Consider the following 20082-nt stretch of genomic DNA (forward strand, 5'->3'; position numbering starts at 1 on the left):
CTTCTCGACCAGCGCGGATTACACCAATCCTGCCCAGAACACGTTCGAAGGCTTCTACATCGTCCCGCAGAAGGATACCGATCGGCTCTACGCCTTCGCCGGCAGCGCGCTGGTCAAGGTCGACGGGCCGTTCGTGAAGTCGCTCGACATTGGCGGCCGCTACGGCGCGCGCAAGGCGGCACGGACGATCACCAGCTTCAACGCGTTCAGCTTCGCCAACCCGGTCACGCTGACCGCGGACAATTCGCAGATCGCCGGGTTCAACGGCGCGTTCGGTTCCTTCCCCGACTTCCTCGTGGCCGACATCGGCAGTATCTTCGACCAGCAACTCGGCAAGAACCGCGTCGTCGATCAGGCGCAGGCGTTTACCCGGGACCAGAGCTTCACGATCGATGAGAAGACGATCGCCGGCTACGCGATGCTCAATTTCGACACGATTGCCGGATCCTTGCCGTTCAAGGGCAATATCGGCGTCCGGGTGGTGCATACCGACCAGAGTTCGTCCTCGACCATCGATACGGGCAGCGGGCGGTTCCCCAACACGCGCGGCACCAAGTTCACCGACTGGCTGCCGCAGGCGAACTTCATCCTGGCCTTGTCGCCCAGCGATCAGGCGCGCCTCTCGCTGTCGCGGCAGATCTCGCGCCCGCGTTTCTTCGACTTCCGCAACGCGGTTCAGGCGCAGCTGGTGGCGATCGGCGGCAGCGTCGCACGCCAGGACGGCAGCGGCGGCAATCCTGATCTGCAGCCGTTCCGCGCCAACCAGTTCGACGCCACCTACGAACATTATTTCGGTAGCAGCGGCTCGTTCGTGCTCGGCGCCTTCTACAAGGATGTACGCAGCTTCGTGATCGGCGGCGTCGTCCCGAATTACGACTTTGCCGCCAATGGCATCACGCCGCCACCGCTCGCCGGCACCGGCTACAGCAGCGTCGTCACGACCGGCAATCTGTTTGCGCCGATCAACGGTAATGGCGGCTATGTCTACGGGTTCGAAGCGGCGCTGACCAAGACCTTCGACTTCCTGCCGGCGCCGTTCGACGGTCTGGGCGCGGTGTTGAACATCTCCTACAACAAATCGGATGTCAGCATCACCAATGCGATCAGCGGCAACACGCTGTCGCTGTCGCTACCCGGCCTGTCGAAAATCGTATCCAACCCGACGATCTTCTACGAAAAGAACGGCTTCTCCACCCGCGTGTCGATGCGCTATCGATCGAAGTTCGTGGCACCGCAATTCGGCCTGTCGGAACAGATCGTGACGAACGCGGCCGAAACGATCTTCGATGCGCAGATGAGCTATGAGTTCCCGAACACCAGCGCCCTGTCCGGCGTCACCCTGCTGGCGCAGGCGAACAACATCACCGACGAACCGACCCGCTCCTATTTCGGCCAGCCGGCACAGACCGGCACGCTGCAATATTTCGGCCGGCAATTCTATCTGGGTGCCAGCCTCAAGTTCTGATCCGCACCGTCGGCCGCCATCGCATATCGGGATAGAAACGCCATGATCAGGACATTGGCTCTCGCCTTGGCGGTATTCGGGGCGGTCCCGGCGCCCGCGGCCGATTACCGCGCCCGGCTCCCGCAGGACGAGGTGATCTACTTCGTCCTGCCCGACCGCTTCGACAATGCCGATCCCGCCAACGATCGCGGCGGCCTGGCCGGCGGGCGGCTCCAGACCGGCTATGATCCGACCGCCAAGGGGTTCTACCATGGTGGCGATCTGAAGGGGCTGACCCGGCGGCTCGATTATGTGCAGGCTCTGGGTGCGACCGCGATCTGGCTCGGCCCGATCTTCCGGAACAAGCCGGTCCAGGGTGCGCCGGGCCAGGAAAGCGCCGGCTATCATGGCTACTGGATCACCGATTTCACGCATGTCGATCCGCATTTCGGTACCGATGCGGACATGCGGCAGTTCGTGGATGCGGCGCACGCCCGCGGGATGAAGGTCTATATGGACATCATCATCAACCACACCGCCGACGTGATCCAGTACCGCGAATGCCGGGAAGGCACCCCGTGCCCCTACCGTGACCGCGCGACCTTCCCCTATCAGCGCCGCGGCGGCGTCGGTGGCCGGCCGATCAACCCCGGCTTTGCTGGCGATGCGCTCGGCACCTCCGCCAATTTCGCCCGGCTGACCGACCCGACCTATGCCTACACGCCCTACGTCCCCGCGGCCGAACGCGATGTGAAGGTTCCGTCCTGGCTCAACGACCCGATCTATTACCATAATCGCGGCGACTCGACCTTCGCGGACGAAAGCGGGACCGAGGGCGATTTCTCCGGGCTTGATGATCTGATGACGCAGAATCCGCGCGTGCTGTCCGGCATGATCGAGATTTTCGGCGGCTGGATCGATCGGTTCAAGATCGACGGCTTCCGCATCGACACCGCCCGCCATGTCGAACCCGGCTTTTGGCAGCGGTTCGTCCCCGCCATGGTCGCCCGCGCCCGCGCAAACGGCATCCCGAACTTCCACATCTTCGGCGAAGTCGCGGGGGAAACGATGGACCCCGGCTATCTCGCGCGCTTCACCCGTGTCGACGCATTGCCGGCCGTGCTGGATTTCGCATTCCGCTGGGGCGTCACGGATGTGGTCGCGGGGAACAAGGGCACGCGCGAACTGGCGGCGCTGTTCGATGGCGATGCGCTCTATGACGGCGGCGCCGATCGCGCGCTGACCCTGCCGACCTTCCTCGGCAATCATGATCAGGGCCGCTTTGCCCGCGACGTCCGCCGGCTCAACCCGACGGCCGGCGATGCGGAGGTGCTGGCGCGCGTCACGCTCGCCCACGCCATGCTGCTGACGCTGCGCGGGGTGCCCACAATCTATTCGGGCGACGAACAGGGCTTTGCCGGCGACGGCAATGATCAGGATGCGCGCGAAGACATGTTCGCCAGCCAGGTCGCGGTCTATAACGACAATCGCCTCGTCGGCACCGACGCCACGACCGCAACCGCCAATTTCGATCGACGCCATCCCCTGTTTCGGGAAATCGCCGCCTTGTCGCGGATCCGGCGTGCCAACCCCGCGCTCACCCGCGGGCGCACGCTGGTCCGGGCGCGCGGCGACGCACCCGGCCTGTTCGCGGTATCCCGGTTCGATCCGGATGGCGGCGCCGAAACCCTGTTGCTGTTCAACACCGCGCCCACGCCGGTCACACAGATGGTCCAGGTCGAAACGGCGTCCACCCGCTTCACCACGCTTGCCGGCCGGTGCGCCGCGCGTGCCGCCGCGCCGGGCAGCGTTTCGGTCATCCTCCCCGCCTTCGGCTATGCCGTCTGCGCCGCGGACACGCCGAAATGAGCACGCGCCCCTGGTGGCAGGGCGCGGCCATCTACCAGATCTATCCGCGCAGCTTCGCCGACAGCAACGGCGACGGGATCGGCGATCTGAACGGGATCACCCACCATCTCGATTATGTCGCATCGCTGGGTGTCGACGCGATCTGGCTGTCGCCCTTCTTCACATCACCGATGAAGGATTTCGGCTATGACGTTGCGGATTATCGCGACGTCGATCCCATCTTCGGGACGCTGGCGGATTTTGACGCGCTCGTCGCCCGCGCCCACGCGCTCGGCCTGCGCGTCATCATCGATCAGATCTACAGCCACACCTCTGATCAGCATCCCTGGTTCGCCGAAAGCCGTTCCAGCCGCACGGGCGACCGCGCCGACTGGTATGTCTGGGCCGATGCGAAGCCCGACGGCAGCCCGCCGTCCAACTGGCAATCGGTGTTCGGCGGGCCCGCCTGGACCTGGGATGCGCGCCGCCGGCAATATTATCTGCACAATTTCCTGAAGGAACAGCCGCAACTGCACGTCCACCTGCCGGCGGTGCAGGATGCGCTGCTCGCGACAGCCCGCTTCTGGCTGGATCGCGGGGTCGATGGCTTCCGGCTGGACGCGATCAACTTCACGATGCACGATCCGGCGCTGACCGATAATCCGCCGCTCCCCGACGACGGCCGGCCGCGCACGCGCCCGTTCGATTTCCAGCGCAAGCTCCATAATCAGAGCCACGCGGATATTCCGCGGTTCCTGGAACGCATCCGCGCGCTGCTGGACGGCTATGGCGACCGCTTCACGGTGGCGGAGGTCGGCGGCGATGACAGCGACCGCGAAATGAAGCTGTTCACCGCGGGCGGCCGGCGCCTCGACAGCGCCTATGGCTTCGACTTTCTCTATGCCGACGCCTTGACGCCCCACGGTGTCGCCGCCGCCGTCTCCGCCTGGCCGGTCGAACACGGCGTCGGCTGGCCCAGTTGGGCGTTTGAAAATCACGATGCGCCGCGCGCCGTGTCGCGCTGGGTCGATCCCGCCCACCGCGATGCCTTCGCCCGTATGAAGATGCTGCTGCTGATCTGCCTGCGCGGCAACATCTTCCTCTATTATGGCGAGGAACTGGCCCTGCCGCAGGTCGATCTTCCCTTCGCGGCGCTCCGCGATCCGGAGGCGATCGCCAATTGGCCGATGACGCTGTCGCGCGACGGCGCGCGCACGCCGATGCCCTGGATCGCCGATGCCCCGGCGCTGGGATTCTCCACCGCGCCGCCCTGGCTCCCGATCGGCGCGGATCACGCCGTGCTGGCGGTCGATCGGCAGCAGGCGGATCCGCAGTCGCATCTGAACCATACCCGCCGGCTGCTCGCGCTCCGCCGCGCCTGTCCGGCGCTGGCGATCGGCGATTGCACCGTGCTGGCCGTCACGGACACGCTCCTCGCCTATCAGCGGCAGGCGGATGGGCAGACGCTGCTCTGTCTGTTCAACATGGGGCCGGAACCCGCCAGCTGGCAGCCGCCGGCCCCCGACGACTGGCGCGTCATCATCACCATCAATAGCGTCGAGTGCTGGACCCTGGGCGGCTATGCTGCCCTGGTCGCCGAAAGGATCGCCTGAACCATGAAGAGCTTCCCCCTCCTGCTGTCCGCGCTTCTGGCCACCTCCGCCCATGCCCAGACCGCACCCGCACCCGCACCCGCCGCGTCCGTGAACGAGACGATCAAGCCGCAGCCACCGGCGGCGGTGCCCAGCGCGACGGTCGCGTCGCCGGATGGCAGCATCGTCGTCACGATCGCCACCGACGGTGAGGGCCACGCATCCTACACCGTCACGCGCAAGGGCGAGACGATCATCGCCCCCTCGCGGCTCGGCTTCCTGTTCACCGACGCACCCAAGTTCGATCGCCACCTGAAGATCGACCGGGTGACGCGCGACAGGTCCGATACCCGCTGGAACCAGCCTTGGGGCGAATGGACCAGCATCCGCGACAATCACACCGAACTGCGCGTGCGGCTGACGGAAACCGATCGGCTCCGGCGCAGCATCGACGTCGTGTTCCGCGTGCAGGATGACGGCATCGGCTTTCGCTACGAATTTCCCGAACAACCCACTTTCAGGACGGTCAACATCGCGGAGGAACTGACCCAGTTCGCCTTCGCGGCCGATGCCACCGCCTGGTGGAAACCCGCGCTGGAATGGAATCGCGAGGAATATCTCTACAATCGCACGCCGCTGCGTGCCGTCGGCACCGCCGCCACGCCGGTCACGCTGAAACTCGCCAGCGGCACGCATGTCGCGCTGCACGAAGCCGCGCTGACCGACTATGCCGGCATGAACGTCGCCAAGGTCGAAGGCAACACGCTGAAGGCGGTCCTCACCCCCGGTTCCGGCGCGCCGAAGGTCACCCGCACCGGGCCGTTCACCACGCCCTGGCGCACGCTGATCCTGTCGGACGACGCCCCCGGCCTCTACATGAGCCACATCGAGCTCAACCTGAACGAGCCCAACCGGCTGGGCGACGTCGGCTGGGTCAAAACCGGCAAGTTCGTCGGCGTCTGGTGGAACATGATCACCGGCAAATGGAGCTGGGCGACCGGGCCGCAACACGGCGCCACCACCGCCCACGTCAAGAGCTACATTGATTTCGCCAGCGCCAACAAGATCCCGGGCGTCCTGGTCGAAGGCTGGAACGTCGGCTGGGACGGCGACTGGTTTGGCGACGGCAACGCGATGCAGTTCGACACCCCGACTCCCGATTTCGACGCCGGCTTCCTCTCGCGCTATGCCAGGTCCAAGGGCGTTCACCTGATCGGCCACAACGAAACCGGCGGGTCGGCCAGCCATTATGACGGACAGCTCGATCGCGCCTTCGGTTATGCGCGCGATCATGGCATCCCGACCGTCAAGACCGGCTACGTCACCGACGCGGGGCAGATCGAGCGCGTCGACCCCGACGGATCGCAGCACCGCGAATGGCATGAGGGGCAGTGGATGGTGAACCACTATACCCGCGTCGTCACCACCGCCGCGAAATATCACGTCTCGATCGACAGCCACGAACCCGTCAAGGACACCGGCCTGCGCCGCACCTATCCCAACTGGGTCGCACGCGAGGGATCACGCGGCATGGAATATAACAGCTGGGCCGGCAAGAATCCGCCGGAACATGAGGCCAATCTCGCCTTCACGCGCATGCTGGAAGGCCCGATGGACTTCACGCCCGGTGTCCTCAGCCTGAAGGGTTCGGACAACAGCGACATTCTGTCGACCGCCGCGAAGCAACTCGCGCTCTACGTCGTGCTCTACTCTCCGGTCCAGATGGCGGCTGATACGCCGGAAAACTATGCGAAGGTGCCCGATGCGTTCCGGTTCATCCGCGATGTGCCCACCGACTGGTCCGACACCCGCGTGCTGAACGGCGAAGTCGGCGATTATGCCACCTTCGCCCGCAAGGACCGCGCCTCGGCGGACTGGTATATCGGCAGCATCACCGACGAAAATGCCCGCACCCTCACGGTCACGCTGGATTTTCTCGATCCGGGTCGGACCTACACGGCCGACATCTACCGCGACGGTCCGGGCGCCGACTACCGCACCACCACCCGCTACGCGGTCGCCATCGACCATCGCCGCGTCCGCAAGGGCGACCGCCTGACCCTCGACCTCGCACCCGGCGGCGGTCAGGCCATCCGGCTGAAGGCGCAGTGACTATGCGAAACTTGCTCGACCACTCGAGCAAGTTTCGTAACATCAGGCATGGCATCGCATAGACTGAACGCCGCAGAGTATCAGCTCGCCTGTTCGGTTTCGAAAACAGCATCCGGCATGACGCGGTTTCGATCAGTGACACTGCGCTTGAAGGGCAAGTCATCACCACGCACGATAACGATGCCTATACGATCCGCTGGACCAAGGCATTTGCGAGCCTTGTCGGGGACGAAAGTCTGCGCGACACTGGCACTTTCCCACTTGCTGCGGGCGAGACGAAGTTGATCCAGATCGAATGCGATCGGAGGATCGGGTACTGACGGGCTCGCATCGGCCATATTACATGATCGATACGTCGATCGCCGTGCGAAAACGCCCCTGGACGCCGTCGACCATCTTGCAACGTGACAGGACAGCATCACCGCTTGCCGGACGCTGACCTTATCCAGACTGCGGACGATGCCGACCAACCCTCACGCCGCCAGTTCCTCCGCCGTCAGCGCATATAATCCCGCCGCTCCCGCCAGTGCCGATGCCTCCAGCCCGGCCGCTTCCGGCACGATGCGGTCGAGGTAGAAGCGGGCCGTCGTCCGCTTCATCCGGGCGAAGGCGTCGTCGCCGCTGGCCACGTGCATCTGCCGCGTCAGCAGCCAGCCCGCGGTCGCGACTGCCAACATCGTCAGGAACGGATAGCTGCCGGCCAGCCGATCATCGCCGTCCCCGGTGCGCAGCGCATCGGCGACGCGCGCGACCGCGTCCACCAGCGCGATCAGCGCCGGCTCCCCGCCGCCCTCGCCGCGAATATCGGCCAGCAACGCCGCCAGGCCCGCGCCGCCATCCCCGGTCAGCTTGCGACCGACCAGATCCGCCGCCTGAATGCCGTTCGTGCCTTCATAGATCGGCGCGATCCGCGCATCGCGGTAATGCTGCGCCGCGCCGGTTTCCTCGACGAAACCCATGCCGCCATGCACCTGGATGCCGAGGCTCGCCACCTCCACGCCGATGTCGGTGCCGTAAGCCTTCACCAGCGGCGTCATCAGGTCGACGCGGACCCGCGCGGCGGCGTCACCCTGATGCGCCCGGTCGACCTGTCCGGCGGCATGGTAGCACAGCGCGCGTGCCGCCTGGGTCAGCGCCTTCATCCGCAACAACATCCGCCGCACGTCGGGATGCTCGATGATCGCAACGGATTCGCGCGACGGCGATCCCGCCCGCGCCGATTGCACCCGCCCGGTCGCATAGTCCACCGCCGCCTGGGTGGCGCGTTCCGCCACCTCCACACCCTGCAACCCGACGTTCAGCCGCGCATTGTTCATCATCGTGAACATCGCACGCATGCCGCCATGCTCCGGGCCCACGATCTCGCCGATGCAATCGTCCTGATCCCCGAACGACATCACGCAGGTCGGCGACGCGTGCAGGCCCATCTTGTGTTCGATCGATACGCAACGAACATCGTTCGCCGCCCCGATCGTGCCGTCCGCCGCCACCCGGTACCGCGGCACCACGAACAACGAGATACCACGCGTTCCCGCCGGCGCGCCCGGCGTCCGCGCCAGCACCAGATGGATGATGTTCTCGGCCAGGTCATGCTCGCCATAGCTGATGTAGATCTTCGTACCCTTGATCCGGTACGTCCCGTCCGGCTGCGGCTCCGCCGTCGTGCGCAGCGCGCCGACATCCGATCCCGCCTGCGGCTCGGTCAGGTTCATCGTACCGGTCCATTCCCCGGTCACCAGCTTCGGCAGGTATCTGGCCTGCTGATCGGCGCTGCCATGCGCCGAAATCGCCTCGATCGCCCCGACCGTCAGCGTGGGACACAGCGCGAACGATAGGTTGGCGGTGCCCAGGCTTTCCAGCACCGCGGTGGCCACCGCGAACGGCAAGCCCTGTCCGCCGACATCGACGGGTGCGTCGATAGTGCCCCACCCGCCGGCGACATAGTCGCGATACGCAACGCCGTAGCCTGCGGGCATGGTCACGCCGTCCGCGCTCCACCGCGCGCCTGCCGTATCCCCGATCCGGTTGAGCGGCGCGAATTCCCCCTCCGCAAATGCCGCCGCACCCTCCAGCACCGCGTCGATCATGTCCGGGGTCGCATCGGCAAAGGCCGGCATCGCGGCCAGTTCCGCGATCCCGGCGACATGGGTCAGCAGGAAACGCTGTTCGGCGACGGGAACGGCAAAGGGCATGATATCTCCTATGGGCTTTCGCAGCCGGTTGACCCCGTTATAGCCTCGTGCGGTGACCACTCCAAACCCCGCTTTCCGGCCTCTTGTCCGCCGCTACGGCACCGCCGCGATCGCGGAGGCGGCGGCGCTGATTCGCGCCGGTCATCCGGTCGCCGTCCCCACTGAAACCGTCTACGGACTCGCCGCGGACGCCACGCGCGGCGAATCGGTCGCGGGCATCTATGCCGCAAAGGGGCGGCCCGCGTTCAATCCGCTGATCGTGCATGTTCCGGATCTTGCCGCCGCCGAACACCTCGCCTGGTTCGACGACGCGGCCCGCGCGCTCGCCGCCGCCTTCTGGCCGGGTCCGCTCACGCTCGTCCTGCCGCTGCGTGACCGTGCCGGCATTGCGGCGCTCTGCACCGCCGGGCTGCAGACCGTCGCCATCCGGGTTCCCGCGCATCCCGCCATGCGCGCGCTGCTGCAGGCGACCGGCCTGCCGCTTGCTGCGCCCAGCGCCAACGCCAGCGGCGGGATCAGCCCGACCCGTGCCCGGCATGTCGCCGCCAGCCTCCACGGCCGCATTCCGCTGGTGATCGACGGCGGCGCCACTGCACTCGGCCTGGAATCGACGATCATCGCAACCGGCAATCCGCTCCGCCTGCTGCGCCCCGGTCCGGTCACCCGCGCGATGATCGCGGCGGTCACCGCCCTGCCGCTGGTCGAAGGCACCGGCGACCGGATCGAGGCGCCGGGCCAACTCGCCAGCCATTATGCGCCCGCAAAGCCGATCCGCCTGAACGCCACCGCCGCGCATCCGGACGAATGGCTGATCGGCTTTGGTCCGGTTCCCGGCGACGCGACGCTGTCGGCGGCGGGGGATCTGGTGGAGGCCGCCGCTCGCCTGTTCGATCTGCTGCACGCGGCGGATACCGCCACTCCGGGGTGGATCGCCGTCGCGCCGATCCCGGCCGATGGGCTCGGGTTCGCGATCAACGATCGCCTCGCGCGGGCTGCCGCGCCGCGGTGACCCGGTTCAGGCCTCTGCCTGCACCCCGTCCTTCAACCGATCGGTATAGGCCTTGCGGAACTTGCGCAGCTTCGGCGCGACGATCGCCATGCAATATCCGTTCTTGCTGCCCTCGCGCTCGAAATACTCCTGGTGATAATCCTCGGCCGGATACCATGTCGCCAGCGGCTCGATCGTCGTTACGATCGGCTGTGCGCTGTCCGCCTGCGCGCGCGCGATCGCCGCGCGTGCTTCGCTCTCCTGCCCGGCGTCATGCGGAAAGATCGCCGACCGATATTGCGTGCCGACGTCATTGCCCTGCCGGTTCAGCTGGGTCGCGTCATGGACGTGGAAGAAGATGTCGAGCAGGTCGGCATAGCCGATCACAGCATTGTCGAACACGATCCGGATCGCCTCGGCATGGCCGGTATCGCCCCCGCAGACCTGTCGATACGTCGGGTCCGCGACATGCCCGCCGATATAGCCGCTTTCGACCGACTCCACGCCGGCCAGATCGTCATAGACGGCTTCCACGCACCAGAAGCATCCGGCGGCAAGCGTTGCGGTTTCGGTGGCCATTGCGGATATTCCTTCACTACGTTCCCGGTGAAAATGGGGTGCGGCCCCGCATATGCAATCGATGCCACTGGTACGACGGTACGAGAATCGTAACCCGTTCGTCGCTACAGCCGCTCGCATGACGTCCGCGACTCCCGCCCGTATCCTGCTCGTCTTCGGAACCCGGCCGGAAGCGATCAAGATGTTCCCGATCGTCCATGCGCTCCGGGCGACGCCAGGGCTGGACACGCTGGTCTGCGTGACGGCGCAGCATCGCGGCCTGCTGGATCAGGTGCTGGCGATCGGCAATGTCACGCCCGACATCGATCTCGATCTGATGGCGCCGGATCAGAGTCTCGATGCGCTCAGCGCGCGGCTGCTCACCGAACTTGGCACCGTCTATGATCGGGTGAAGCCCGATCGCGTCGTGGTCCAGGGGGATACCGCCACCGCGATGATCGGTGCGCTCGCGGCCTATTACCGCAAGATCCCGGTCGCGCATGTCGAGGCCGGGCTGCGATCGGGCGACATCCACCATCCCTGGCCGGAGGAGGTGAACCGCCGCATCGTCGCCACGATCGCCGATCTGCATTTCGCCCCCACCGATACCGCCGCCGTCGCGCTGATCGCCGAACGCATCGATCCCCGCACCGTGTACATGACCGGCAATTCGGTGATCGACGCGCTCCATGCCACCCGCGCGCGCATTGCGGCCGAACCGGCGCTCGCATCGGGGCTGGACGATCTCGCCGCGCGCTTCGCGGGCAAGCGGCTGATCGCAGTCACCACCCACCGGCGCGAAAATTTCGGTGGCGGCATGGATGCCATTGCCCGTGCCGTCGCCCGCGTCGCCGATCGCCCCGACGTCGCGATCATCTTCCCGGTCCACCCCAATCCCGCCGTCCGCCGCGCCATGGACCCGCTGCTCGGTTCGCGCGACAATGTCGCCATGATCGATCCGCTCGACTATCCGCATTTCGTCCGCCTGCTCGGCCTCTGCGACCTCGTCCTGACCGACAGCGGCGGCGTGCAGGAAGAGGCGCCCGCACTCGGCAAGCCGGTGCTGGTCCTGCGCGAAACCACGGAGCGGCCGGAGGGCGTTGCCGCCGGCACCGCCCGCCTGGTCGGAACGGACGAGGATCGGATCGTCGCGGAAACGCTGCGCCTGCTCGACGATGCCGGGGCCTATGCCGCCATGGCACAAGCGCATAACCCGTTCGGCGACGGCCACACCGCCCCCCGTATCGCAAGGATCATCGCCGATGCTGTCTGACACCCCGCTCAAGGTCGCTGTCATCGGGCTCGGCTATATCGGCCTGCCGACCGCCGCGGTCGTGGCGCGCTCCGGCTGCGCGGTGCTGGGCATCGATGTGCACGCCCATGTCGTCGACACCGTCAACTCCGGCCATGTCCATATCGAGGAACTCGATCTCGATGCGCTGGTGCAGGCGGTGGTCGCGCGGGGTACGTTGCGCGCGTCGCTGGTCGTCGAACCCGCCGATATCTTCGTGATCGCGGTTCCGACTCCGTTCGCGGACGATCACGCCCCCGACATCCGCTTCGTGCTCTATGCCGCCCGCACCATCGCCCCGGTGCTGAAGATCGGCGACACCATCATCCTCGAATCCACCTCCCCGGTCGGCACGACGGAGAAGCTGCGCGATCTGATCGCCGATCTCCGGCCCGACCTGCGCGTCCCCGGCCGCGGCGGCGACGGCGTCGACCTGTCGATCGCCTATTGCCCCGAACGCGTCCTGCCCGGCCGGATCCTGCACGAACTCGTCACCAATGATCGCTGCATCGGTGGCATCACCCCGCGTTGCGCGCGCAAGGCGATGAGCTTCTATCGCCGCTTCGTGCGGGGCCAGTGCATCACCACCACCGCCCGCGTCGCCGAAATGGTGAAGCTTACCGAAAACGCCTTCCGCGACGTCAACATCGCCTTCGCCAACGAACTGTCGATCGTGGCCGACACGATGCAGCTGGACGTGTGGGAGGTGATCCGCCTCGCCAACCTCCATCCCCGCGTGAACATCCTGCAACCCGGTCCCGGTGTCGGCGGCCACTGCATCGCGGTCGATCCGTGGTTCATCGTCCACAGCGATCCCGACAACACCCCGCTGATCCGCACCGCGCGCGAGGTGAACGATCGCAAGTCCGACCATGTCGTCGACCGCGCCGCCGCGCTGCTCGCCGCCATGCCCGACGTGCCGGTCGCCTGCCTCGGCCTGGCGTTCAAGGCAAATATCGATGATTTTCGCGAAAGCCCGGCGGTCAAGGTCGCCGCCGCGCTCGCCCGCCAGCATGGCCGCCGCATCCGGGTGGTCGAACCTTATGCCACCGCCCTCCCCGCCGCCTTCGCCGGCACCGGCGCCGAACTGATCGACATCGACACCGCGATCGAAACCTGCCCGATCTTCATCGTGCTGGTCGATCACGACATCTTCCGCTCCGTGCCGCTCAGCGAACGTGCGACCAAACTCGTCTACGACACGCGCGGGATCTGGCCCGATCAGCCCGTCACCATCGATGGCGGCCCGAAGCTGAAAGCCGTCGCCTGACCGGAACCGCACCGACCGATCGTCGTTGACCGCGGATCAAAGGATGTCCCATGGTCGATCGCCGTCCACCCGCTTGGTTCGCACCGAAACGGCTCGGGTACGGTACGTCGCTGCCGATCGCCTGGCAGGGCTGGGTCGCTATCATCCTGCTGCTCGCCGGCCTGATGCTGGCCCGGCGCGAACTTTCGGGCGCGTCGCGCTGGTGGGCGATCCTGGTCCTGATCGCCGTCTTTACGATCCTGTGCTGGCGCAGGACCGAAGGCGGCTGGCGCAGACGATAAGGACCGCGCTACAGCCATTCCCGCGCGTAACGGTGGCCCAGCCCCGTCAGCAATTCATATTGCGATACGCCGGTCGCCGTCGCCGCGGCGGGCAGGTCATAATCCAGCGTGACCCAGTCGCCCTCGCCCACGGTTAGCCCGGTCACGTCGATGGCGACCAGATCCATCGATATCCGGCCCAGCATCGGCCGGACCTCGCCCTGTACGGTGGCGGTACCCACGCCCGCAAACGCGCGGCGATACCCATCGGCATAGCCGATGTTCAGCGTCGCCACCCGCATCGGCCGCCGCGCGACGAAGTCCGCGCCATAGCCGATCGTATCCCCGCTCGACACGGACCGCACCTGCAACACCTCGGCCGACAGCGCGATCACCGGCGCCGGTTCCGCGCCTGGGCCGGGCGTGCCGCCATACAGGCCGAGGCCGGGTCGCGTCAGATCGAACCGATATGGCGCACCCAGGCAGACACCGGCCGAATTGGCCAGGCTGTACCGGTCCGCCCGCACCAGACCCGACAGCGCGCGAAACAGGTTCGCCTGCCGCCGGTTCATCGCATCGTCCGGCCGGTCCGCACACGCCAGATGGCTCATCAGCGTCGCGATCTTCACGCCCGCCAGGATCTCGGACCGTACTTCCGATGCGGACAGTCCCAGCCGGTTCATGCCGGTATCCACCATCACGTCGCACGGCCGCCCGGGCGCCGCCGCCTTCCACCGCGCCACCATCGCCGGTGTGTTCAGCACCGGCCTGGCTGTCGATGCCAACGCCTGCGGCACGTCCCCCTCGCGCAGCCCGTGCAGCACGGACAGCGATACTTCCGGCCCCAGCGGCCCCAGCGCCGCCACCTCGTCCCAACTCGATACGAAGAAGTCGCGGCACCCCGCCGCCGCCAGCCGATCCACCACCGCCCGCGCGCCCAGGCCATAGCCATCGGCCTTCACCGCCGCCCCGCACGCCGCCGATCCCGACCGCGCCGCATACCAGCGCCAGTTGGCCACCAGCGCGGCACCGTCGATCGTGAGGCGAAGAGGCGAAGTCATGCCGGACGGTTAACGGCGCAAAGGCGGAACGTCCATGCGCGACACAGGGCCGTATACGGGCCTATCCCAATCTCCGCTCGGTTCGAGCCTGTCGAGAACCCGATACCTCCGCCCAAAACCCGTTTGGTTCGAGCCTGTCGAGAACCCGCCCCCCCTCGACAAACTCGAACCAAACGAAGTTGAGACGCCGTTCAGTCCTCCGCCACCGGCTCCCGCCACACCAGCACCGGCTTGCGCGCCGCGCCGGTTTCGTCCAGCCGCCGCCGCGGTGCGAACACCGGCGCCGCCTTCAGCACGAGGTCGCCCGCCTTGGCGCGCTCCGCCACCGATCGCAGCGCGCCGACGAACTGGTCGATCGCCGCCCGGCTTTCGGTTTCGGTCGGCTCGATCAGCATCGCGCCGTGCACCACCAGCGGGAAATACATCGTCATCGGGTGGAAACCCTCGTCGATCAGCCCCTTGGCGACGTCCAGCGTGGTAAAGCCTTCGGCAAACCCGTTGTCGGAGAACAGCGCCTCATGCATGCAAGGCCCGGTGCCCGCGAACGGTGCCTCCAGCACATCCTCCAGCGCGCGCAGGATGTAATTGGCGTTCAGCACGGCGTCCTCGGACACCTGCCGCAACCCATCCGCGCCGTGGCTCAGGATATAGGCCAGCGCACGGCTGAACATGCCCATCTGCCCATGGAACGCCACCATCCGACCGAACGTGCCGGCATGATGCTCACCCGCCGTCTCCTCCTCGACCAGGCGGTAGGTGTCACCCTCCTTTTCCACGAACGGCAACGGCGCGAACGGTGCCAGCGCGGCGGAGAACACCACTGGTCCCGATCCCGGCCCGCCGCCGCCATGCGGGGTGGAAAAGGTCTTGTGCAGGTTGATGTGCATCGCATCGATGCCCAGGTCCCCCGGTCGTACCCGCCCGACGATCGCGTTGAAATTGGCGCCGTCGCAATAGACCAGGCCGCCGGCCGCATGCACCGCTTCGGATATCGCTGCCATGTCGCGTTCGAACAGGCCGCAGGTATTGGGGTTGGTGATCATCACCCCCGCCACGTCCGGCCCCAGTCGGTCCTTCAACGCCTGCAGGTCGACACGCCCCGCCGCATCGGCAGGAATATTCTCGACCGCATAGCCGCAGAAGGCGGCCGTCGCCGGGTTGGTGCCATGCGCGCTTTCCGGCACCAGCACCACCTTGCGCGCATCGCCCCGCGCCTCCAGGGCGGACCGGATCGCCAGCAATCCGCACAGTTCGCCGTGCGCGCCCGCTTTCGGGCTCATCGCCACCGCCGGCATGCCGGTCAGCGTCTTCAGCCACTCGCCCAGTTCGTGGATCAGCGCGAACGCGCCCTGCACCGTCTCCACCGGCTGCAACGGATGGATGTCGGCAAAGCCCGGCAACCGCGCCATCCGCTCGTTCAGCCGCGGATTATGCTTCATCGTGCACGACCCCAGCGGGAAGAAACCGAGGTCGATCCCGTAATTCTGCCGGCTCAGCCGCGTATAATGGCGCACTGCCTCCGGCTCGGACAGGCCATATAGCCCGATCGGCTGGTCGCGCTCCAGCCCGCCCAGCCGCGATGCGACTTGCGGTGCCTCGGCGATGTCGACCCCGGTGCGGTCGGTGCCGCCGATCTCGAACAGCAATGCCTCTTCCAGCATCAATGCGCGATTGCCGGTGAAGGTCTCGAAAGTCCCGCCCATTTCGGCCGTCTCGGGCCGGGTCACACGTCCTTCGCGGTTCATGACAAAGCCTCCTCAAGCGCATGGGCCAGTTCGTCGACATCGTCCGGCTCGACCGTTTCGGTCACCGCGACCACCAGCCCGTTCGCCAGCCCCGCCGCATCCGGGTACAGCCGCCCCAGCGATACGCCGCCCAGGATCCCGTCCTCGGCCAGTGCACGGATCACCGGCCGCGCCTCGCGGTTCAGACGCAGTGTGAACTCGTTGAAGAACGGCCCGCTGACCAGTTCCACGCCCGGCACGCGCGACAACTGCTCCGCCGCGGCGACTGCCTTGGCATGGTTCAACGCCGCCAGATCACGCAATCCGCGCTCACCCAGCAAGCTCATATGGATCGTGAACGCCAGCGCGCAAAGCCCGGAATTGGTACAGATATTCGACGTCGCCTTCTCGCGGCGGATATGCTGCTCACGCGTGGACAGCGTCAACACGAAACCGCGCTTGCCGTCCGCATCCACCGTTTCGCCCGCCAGCCTGCCCGGCATCTGCCGCACATATTTGTCGCGCGTCGCGAACAGGCCGACATAGGGCCCGCCGAAGTTCAGCCCGACACCGATCGACTGGCCTTCGCCCACCACGATGTCCGCGACCATTTCGCCCGGGCTGCGGATCGCGCCCAGCGCCACCGGCTCGGTCACCACCGCGATCAGCAACGCGCCCTTCGCATGGCACCGCGCCGCCAGCTCGGACACATCGGCGACATGGCCCAGGATGTTGGGGTTCTGCACCACCACGCAACTGACGTCGCCATCGACCGCTGCCAGCAACCGCGCCATGTCGTCGCCCGGCGCGCCATCGGTCAGTTCCGGCACCGCGGTATCCAGCACGTCGCCGGTGAACTTGGCCATCGTGGTGCAGACCGACACATAATGCGGGTGCAGCCCCGCCGACAGCACCGCCTTGCCGCGCCGCGTGATCCGGCGCGCCATCACGATCGCCTCCCAACAGGCGGTCGACCCGTCATACATCGACGCATTGGCGACGTCGCAGCCGTACAGCCGCGCGACCTGCGTCTGGAACTCGAACAGCGCCTGCACGGTTCCTTGCGCGATTTCAGGCTGATAGGGCGTATAGCTCGTCAGAAACTCACCGCGCTGGATCAGGTGGTCGACGCTGGCCGGCACATGGTGGCGATAGGCGCCGCACCCCAGAAAGAAGGGCGCATCCCCCGCCGCCAGGTTGCGCGCCGCCATCCGCGACAGCCGGCGCTCGACCGCCAGTTCGGACGCATGCATCGGCAGACCGGCGATCGGCCCGTCCAGCCGGGCGACATCGGGAACATCGACGAACAGGTCGTCGATCGACTGCGCGCCGACCGCCGCCAGCATACCCTGGCGGTCGGCGTCGGTGAGAGGGAGATAGCGCATTGCTGTCCAATCATCGGATCAAGGAATGAAATAACATCCGGTCCGCCCATCCCGAGCGCAGTCGAGGAGTCATGGGTTGCCTCGACGGCGCTCGGCATGGACGGGTGTCAGGCGTCACAGGCCCTCAAGATAGACCTTGTACGAATCGGCATCCATCAGGCCTTCCAGCTGCCCCGGATCGGACAGCTTGACCTTGAAGAACCAGCCGTCCGTTTCCGGCGCGCTGTTCACCAGCGATGGATCCGCCTCCAGCGCGGCGTTCGCCTCGATGACCTCGCCCGATACCGGCGCATACACGTCGGACGCGGCCTTGACCGATTCGACCACCGCCGCTTCCTTGCCCTTTTCGACGGTCGTTCCGGCCGGCGGCACTTCGACGAACACGACGTCACCCAGTTGCGCCTGGGCATAATCGGTGATGCCGACGGTCGCGGTCACATCATCGACGGTCGGGTTGACGCTGATCCATTCATGATCGCGGGTGAAATAAAAGGCCATGGTTCAGGCTCCCTTGCGGACATAGCGGTGGGGGATGAAGGGCATCGGTACGACCTCGCCAACGAAGCGCTTGCCGCGATGTTCAAGGTCGATCCTCGATCCGGGATTGGCGAGCAGCGTCGGCACATAGGCCATCGCGATCGATCGCTGCAGCGAGGGGGAAAAACCGCCGCTCGTCACGCGCCCTTCGACTCCGTCGACGGCCTCCAGCACGCGGGCGCCTTCGCGCACCGGCTGCCGTCCTTCGACCATCAGCCCGACCCGCGTGAACGCCGGTCCCGCGGCTCGTTCGGCCAGGATGCGCTCGGCGCCGGGAAAGCCGCCCTCCTCGCGCCGCCGCTTGGACAACGCAAAGCCCAGATCCGCCGCCACCGGCGTCGTCTCCGGGTCCAGGTCATGTCCATAGAGCGGCAATCCCGCTTCCAGCCGCAGCGAATCGCGCGCGCCCAGGCCGATCGGCTTGATCTCGGGCTCCGCACACAGCCGCGCGGCAAAGGCTTCCGCCGCATCCGCGGGGATCGAGATTTCGCAGCCATCCTCGCCGGTATAGCCCGACCGGCTGATCCACAGCGGCACGCCGTCCCAGGTGAACGCACCCGCGGTCATGAACGTCAGCGCATCGACCCCCGGCACGATCCGCGCCAGCGTCGCGACCGCTTTCGGCCCCTGCACCGCCAGCAACGCCTGCTCGTCCATGTGGTTGAGCGTGATCTCGTCTTCGAGATGGTCGAGGATATGCGCGATGTCGTCATATTTCGTGGCGCCGTTCACCACCATGTAGAACCCGTCCGCGCGCCGCGTCAGCATCAGGTCGTCCAGGATGCCGCCGGTATCGGACAGCAGCAGGGAATAGCGCATCCGCCCTTCGCCCAGCGATGCGACATCGGCCGGCAGCATGCGTTCCAGCGCCGCCACCACGCCTTCGCCCGACAACAGCAACTGCCCCATATGGCTGACGTCGAACAGCCCGGCGGACGTCCGCGTCCACAGATGTTCGGCCATGATCCCTTCATACTGGATCGGCATGTGGTAACCGGCGAACGCCACCATGCGGGCACCCTGCGCGCGGTGCCAGGCATCCAGCGGCAGCGTACCGGTTTCGGGCTCGGCTTCGGTTTCGGATTCGTGCACTCGGGCCTCCTGACATCATGACGATGCGCGTATCGACATCGCTGCCGATCCACATCGCCCCCTCTGTCACGGAACCTGAGAGCTTTCATCCATCCGTCTGAAACGGCGGGACTTACCCCTTCGGCGGCCTCCGTCGGGAGGCTCTTTCCAGAGTGCCGGTAATTGTCCGCGCGGTCCCGTATGCCTGAGAGATTCCGGGGCGGTTGCTCCTTCGGCGGCGGTTCGGTCGCCCGTCCCGCACTCTCCCGCGCGGCCATCCGGAATCGCTTCCGGCCAGCGACTGTCGCTTGGCCCGTGGCAGCGGCGCTGTCAACGCCCGCCGCGCATCCGCGCGTGCAAACGAGACACCTTGCCGACTCACCCGATCCCCCGCAAAGACCCCGGCATGACCGTCAGCATCGATATGGGAACCGGCACCGGTGGTGCGCCGGCACTGATGGAATTGGAGGAGCTGCTCGCCACGCGCCTGCTCGTCCAGGGCAATAGCGGGTCGGGCAAGTCGCACCTCCTCCGCCGCCTGCTGGAGGGTGCGGCTCCCTGGGTGCAACAGATCGTCGTCGATCCCGAAGGCGATTTCGTCACCCTGGCCGATCGCTACGGCCATTCGGTGATCGAAGGCGCGGATTACAGCGAAACGGAAATCAGGCGGATCGCGGCGCGCATCCGGGAACATCGTGTCTCTGCGGTGCTCAGCCTGGAGGGGCTGGACGCGGAGGCGCAGATGCGGT

The 20082-nt window shown here is 66.6% G+C and carries 17 protein-coding genes and 2 riboswitches; of the genes, 9 read left to right on the forward strand and 8 right to left on the reverse strand.

Annotation, left to right across the window (positions count from 1 at the left end):
* From VF649_RS03410 to VF649_RS03425, 4 genes are all read left to right on the forward strand, one after another.
* Positions 1-1465, forward strand: a 1465-nt coding sequence (locus tag VF649_RS03410) for an outer membrane beta-barrel protein (protein ID WP_331010552.1), incomplete at its 5' end; no start/stop codon positions are given.
* A 42-nt stretch (positions 1466-1507) separates the two neighbouring features.
* On the forward strand, positions 1508-3313 hold the full coding sequence (locus tag VF649_RS03415; protein ID WP_331010553.1) for an alpha-amylase family glycosyl hydrolase: 1806 nt from the start codon (positions 1508-1510) through the stop codon (positions 3311-3313).
* A complete protein-coding gene (locus VF649_RS03420; RefSeq protein ID WP_331010554.1) occupies positions 3310-4905 on the forward strand; it encodes an alpha-amylase family glycosyl hydrolase in 1596 nt (531 codons plus the stop codon). Before VF649_RS03415 ends, VF649_RS03420 begins: the two co-directional genes overlap by 4 nt.
* A 3-nt stretch (positions 4906-4908) precedes the next feature.
* Positions 4909-6996, forward strand: a complete 2088-nt coding sequence (locus VF649_RS03425; protein WP_331010555.1) for a glycoside hydrolase family 97 protein — start codon at positions 4909-4911, stop codon at positions 6994-6996.
* An 80-nt stretch (positions 6997-7076) separates the two neighbouring features.
* On the opposite strand, the gene VF649_RS03430 is transcribed toward VF649_RS03425, so the two are convergent.
* The gene (locus VF649_RS03430) at positions 7077-7334 is read right to left on the reverse strand and encodes a hypothetical protein (protein WP_331010556.1); all 258 of its coding nucleotides are present in this window, start codon (positions 7332-7334) and stop codon (positions 7077-7079) included.
* Positions 7335-7469: 135 nt separating this feature from the next.
* Complete coding sequence (locus tag VF649_RS03435) at positions 7470-9188, reverse strand: acyl-CoA dehydrogenase (protein WP_331010557.1); 1719 nt, start codon at positions 9186-9188, stop codon at positions 7470-7472.
* A 52-nt stretch (positions 9189-9240) separates the two neighbouring features.
* Here VF649_RS03435 and VF649_RS03440 point away from each other — a divergent pair, with 52 nt between their 5' ends.
* Positions 9241-10197: an L-threonylcarbamoyladenylate synthase gene (locus VF649_RS03440; protein ID WP_331010558.1), complete on the forward strand. Its 957-nt coding sequence runs from the start codon at positions 9241-9243 to the stop codon at positions 10195-10197.
* A 6-nt stretch (positions 10198-10203) separates the two neighbouring features.
* Here the strand turns inward: VF649_RS03440 and msrA are convergent, their stop codons facing one another.
* Positions 10204-10755, reverse strand: a complete 552-nt coding sequence (gene msrA / locus VF649_RS03445; protein ID WP_331010559.1) for a peptide-methionine (S)-S-oxide reductase MsrA — start codon at positions 10753-10755, stop codon at positions 10204-10206.
* Positions 10756-10873: 118 nt separating this feature from the next.
* On the opposite strand from msrA, the gene wecB reads away from it, so the two are divergent.
* From wecB to VF649_RS03460, 3 genes are read left to right on the forward strand one after another with little or no spacing between them, the layout of a single operon-like run.
* Entirely contained in the window at positions 10874-12007 is a 1134-nt protein-coding gene (wecB, locus tag VF649_RS03450) for a non-hydrolyzing UDP-N-acetylglucosamine 2-epimerase (RefSeq protein ID WP_331010560.1), read from the forward strand.
* Positions 11997-13295 (forward strand): UDP-N-acetyl-D-mannosamine dehydrogenase, encoded by a 1299-nt coding sequence (gene wecC / locus VF649_RS03455; RefSeq protein ID WP_331010561.1) that lies wholly within the window; start codon positions 11997-11999, stop codon positions 13293-13295. Before wecB ends, wecC begins: the two co-directional genes overlap by 11 nt.
* Positions 13296-13345: 50 nt before the next feature.
* Positions 13346-13576, forward strand: coding sequence for a hypothetical protein (locus VF649_RS03460; protein WP_331010562.1), 231 nt, complete (start codon positions 13346-13348; stop codon positions 13574-13576).
* 8 nt (positions 13577-13584) lie between these two features.
* Here the strand turns inward: VF649_RS03460 and alr are convergent, their stop codons facing one another.
* The 5 genes from alr to gcvT all read right to left on the reverse strand — a co-directional run bounded on the left by alr (position 13585) and on the right by gcvT (position 19354).
* Complete coding sequence (gene alr / locus VF649_RS03465) at positions 13585-14616, reverse strand: alanine racemase (RefSeq protein WP_331010563.1); 1032 nt, start codon at positions 14614-14616, stop codon at positions 13585-13587.
* A gap of 191 nt (positions 14617-14807) precedes the next feature.
* Positions 14808-16361, reverse strand: a complete 1554-nt coding sequence (gene gcvPB, locus VF649_RS03470; RefSeq protein ID WP_331010564.1) for an aminomethyl-transferring glycine dehydrogenase subunit GcvPB — start codon at positions 16359-16361, stop codon at positions 14808-14810.
* Positions 16358-17725, reverse strand: coding sequence for an aminomethyl-transferring glycine dehydrogenase subunit GcvPA (gene gcvPA, locus VF649_RS03475; RefSeq protein WP_331010565.1), 1368 nt, complete (start codon positions 17723-17725; stop codon positions 16358-16360). The genes gcvPB and gcvPA overlap by 4 nt, the downstream gene beginning before the upstream one ends.
* Positions 17726-17839: 114 nt before the next feature.
* Complete coding sequence (gcvH, locus tag VF649_RS03480; protein ID WP_331010566.1) at positions 17840-18223, reverse strand: glycine cleavage system protein GcvH; 384 nt, start codon at positions 18221-18223, stop codon at positions 17840-17842.
* Between the two features lie 3 nt (positions 18224-18226).
* Entirely contained in the window at positions 18227-19354 is a 1128-nt protein-coding gene (gene gcvT / locus VF649_RS03485; protein ID WP_331010567.1) for a glycine cleavage system aminomethyltransferase GcvT, read from the reverse strand.
* Positions 19355-19407: 53 nt separating this feature from the next.
* A riboswitch (glycine riboswitch) is annotated at positions 19408-19515 on the reverse strand.
* A riboswitch (glycine riboswitch) is annotated at positions 19516-19612 on the reverse strand.
* Between the two features lie 127 nt (positions 19613-19739).
* Here gcvT and VF649_RS03490 point away from each other — a divergent pair.
* On the forward strand, positions 19740-20082 hold a 343-nt coding region (locus VF649_RS03490; RefSeq protein WP_331010568.1), incomplete at its 3' end, for a helicase HerA domain-containing protein.

Source organism: Sphingomonas sp. (assembly GCF_036387535.1).
Lineage (GTDB): Bacteria > Pseudomonadota > Alphaproteobacteria > Sphingomonadales > Sphingomonadaceae > Sphingomonas_R.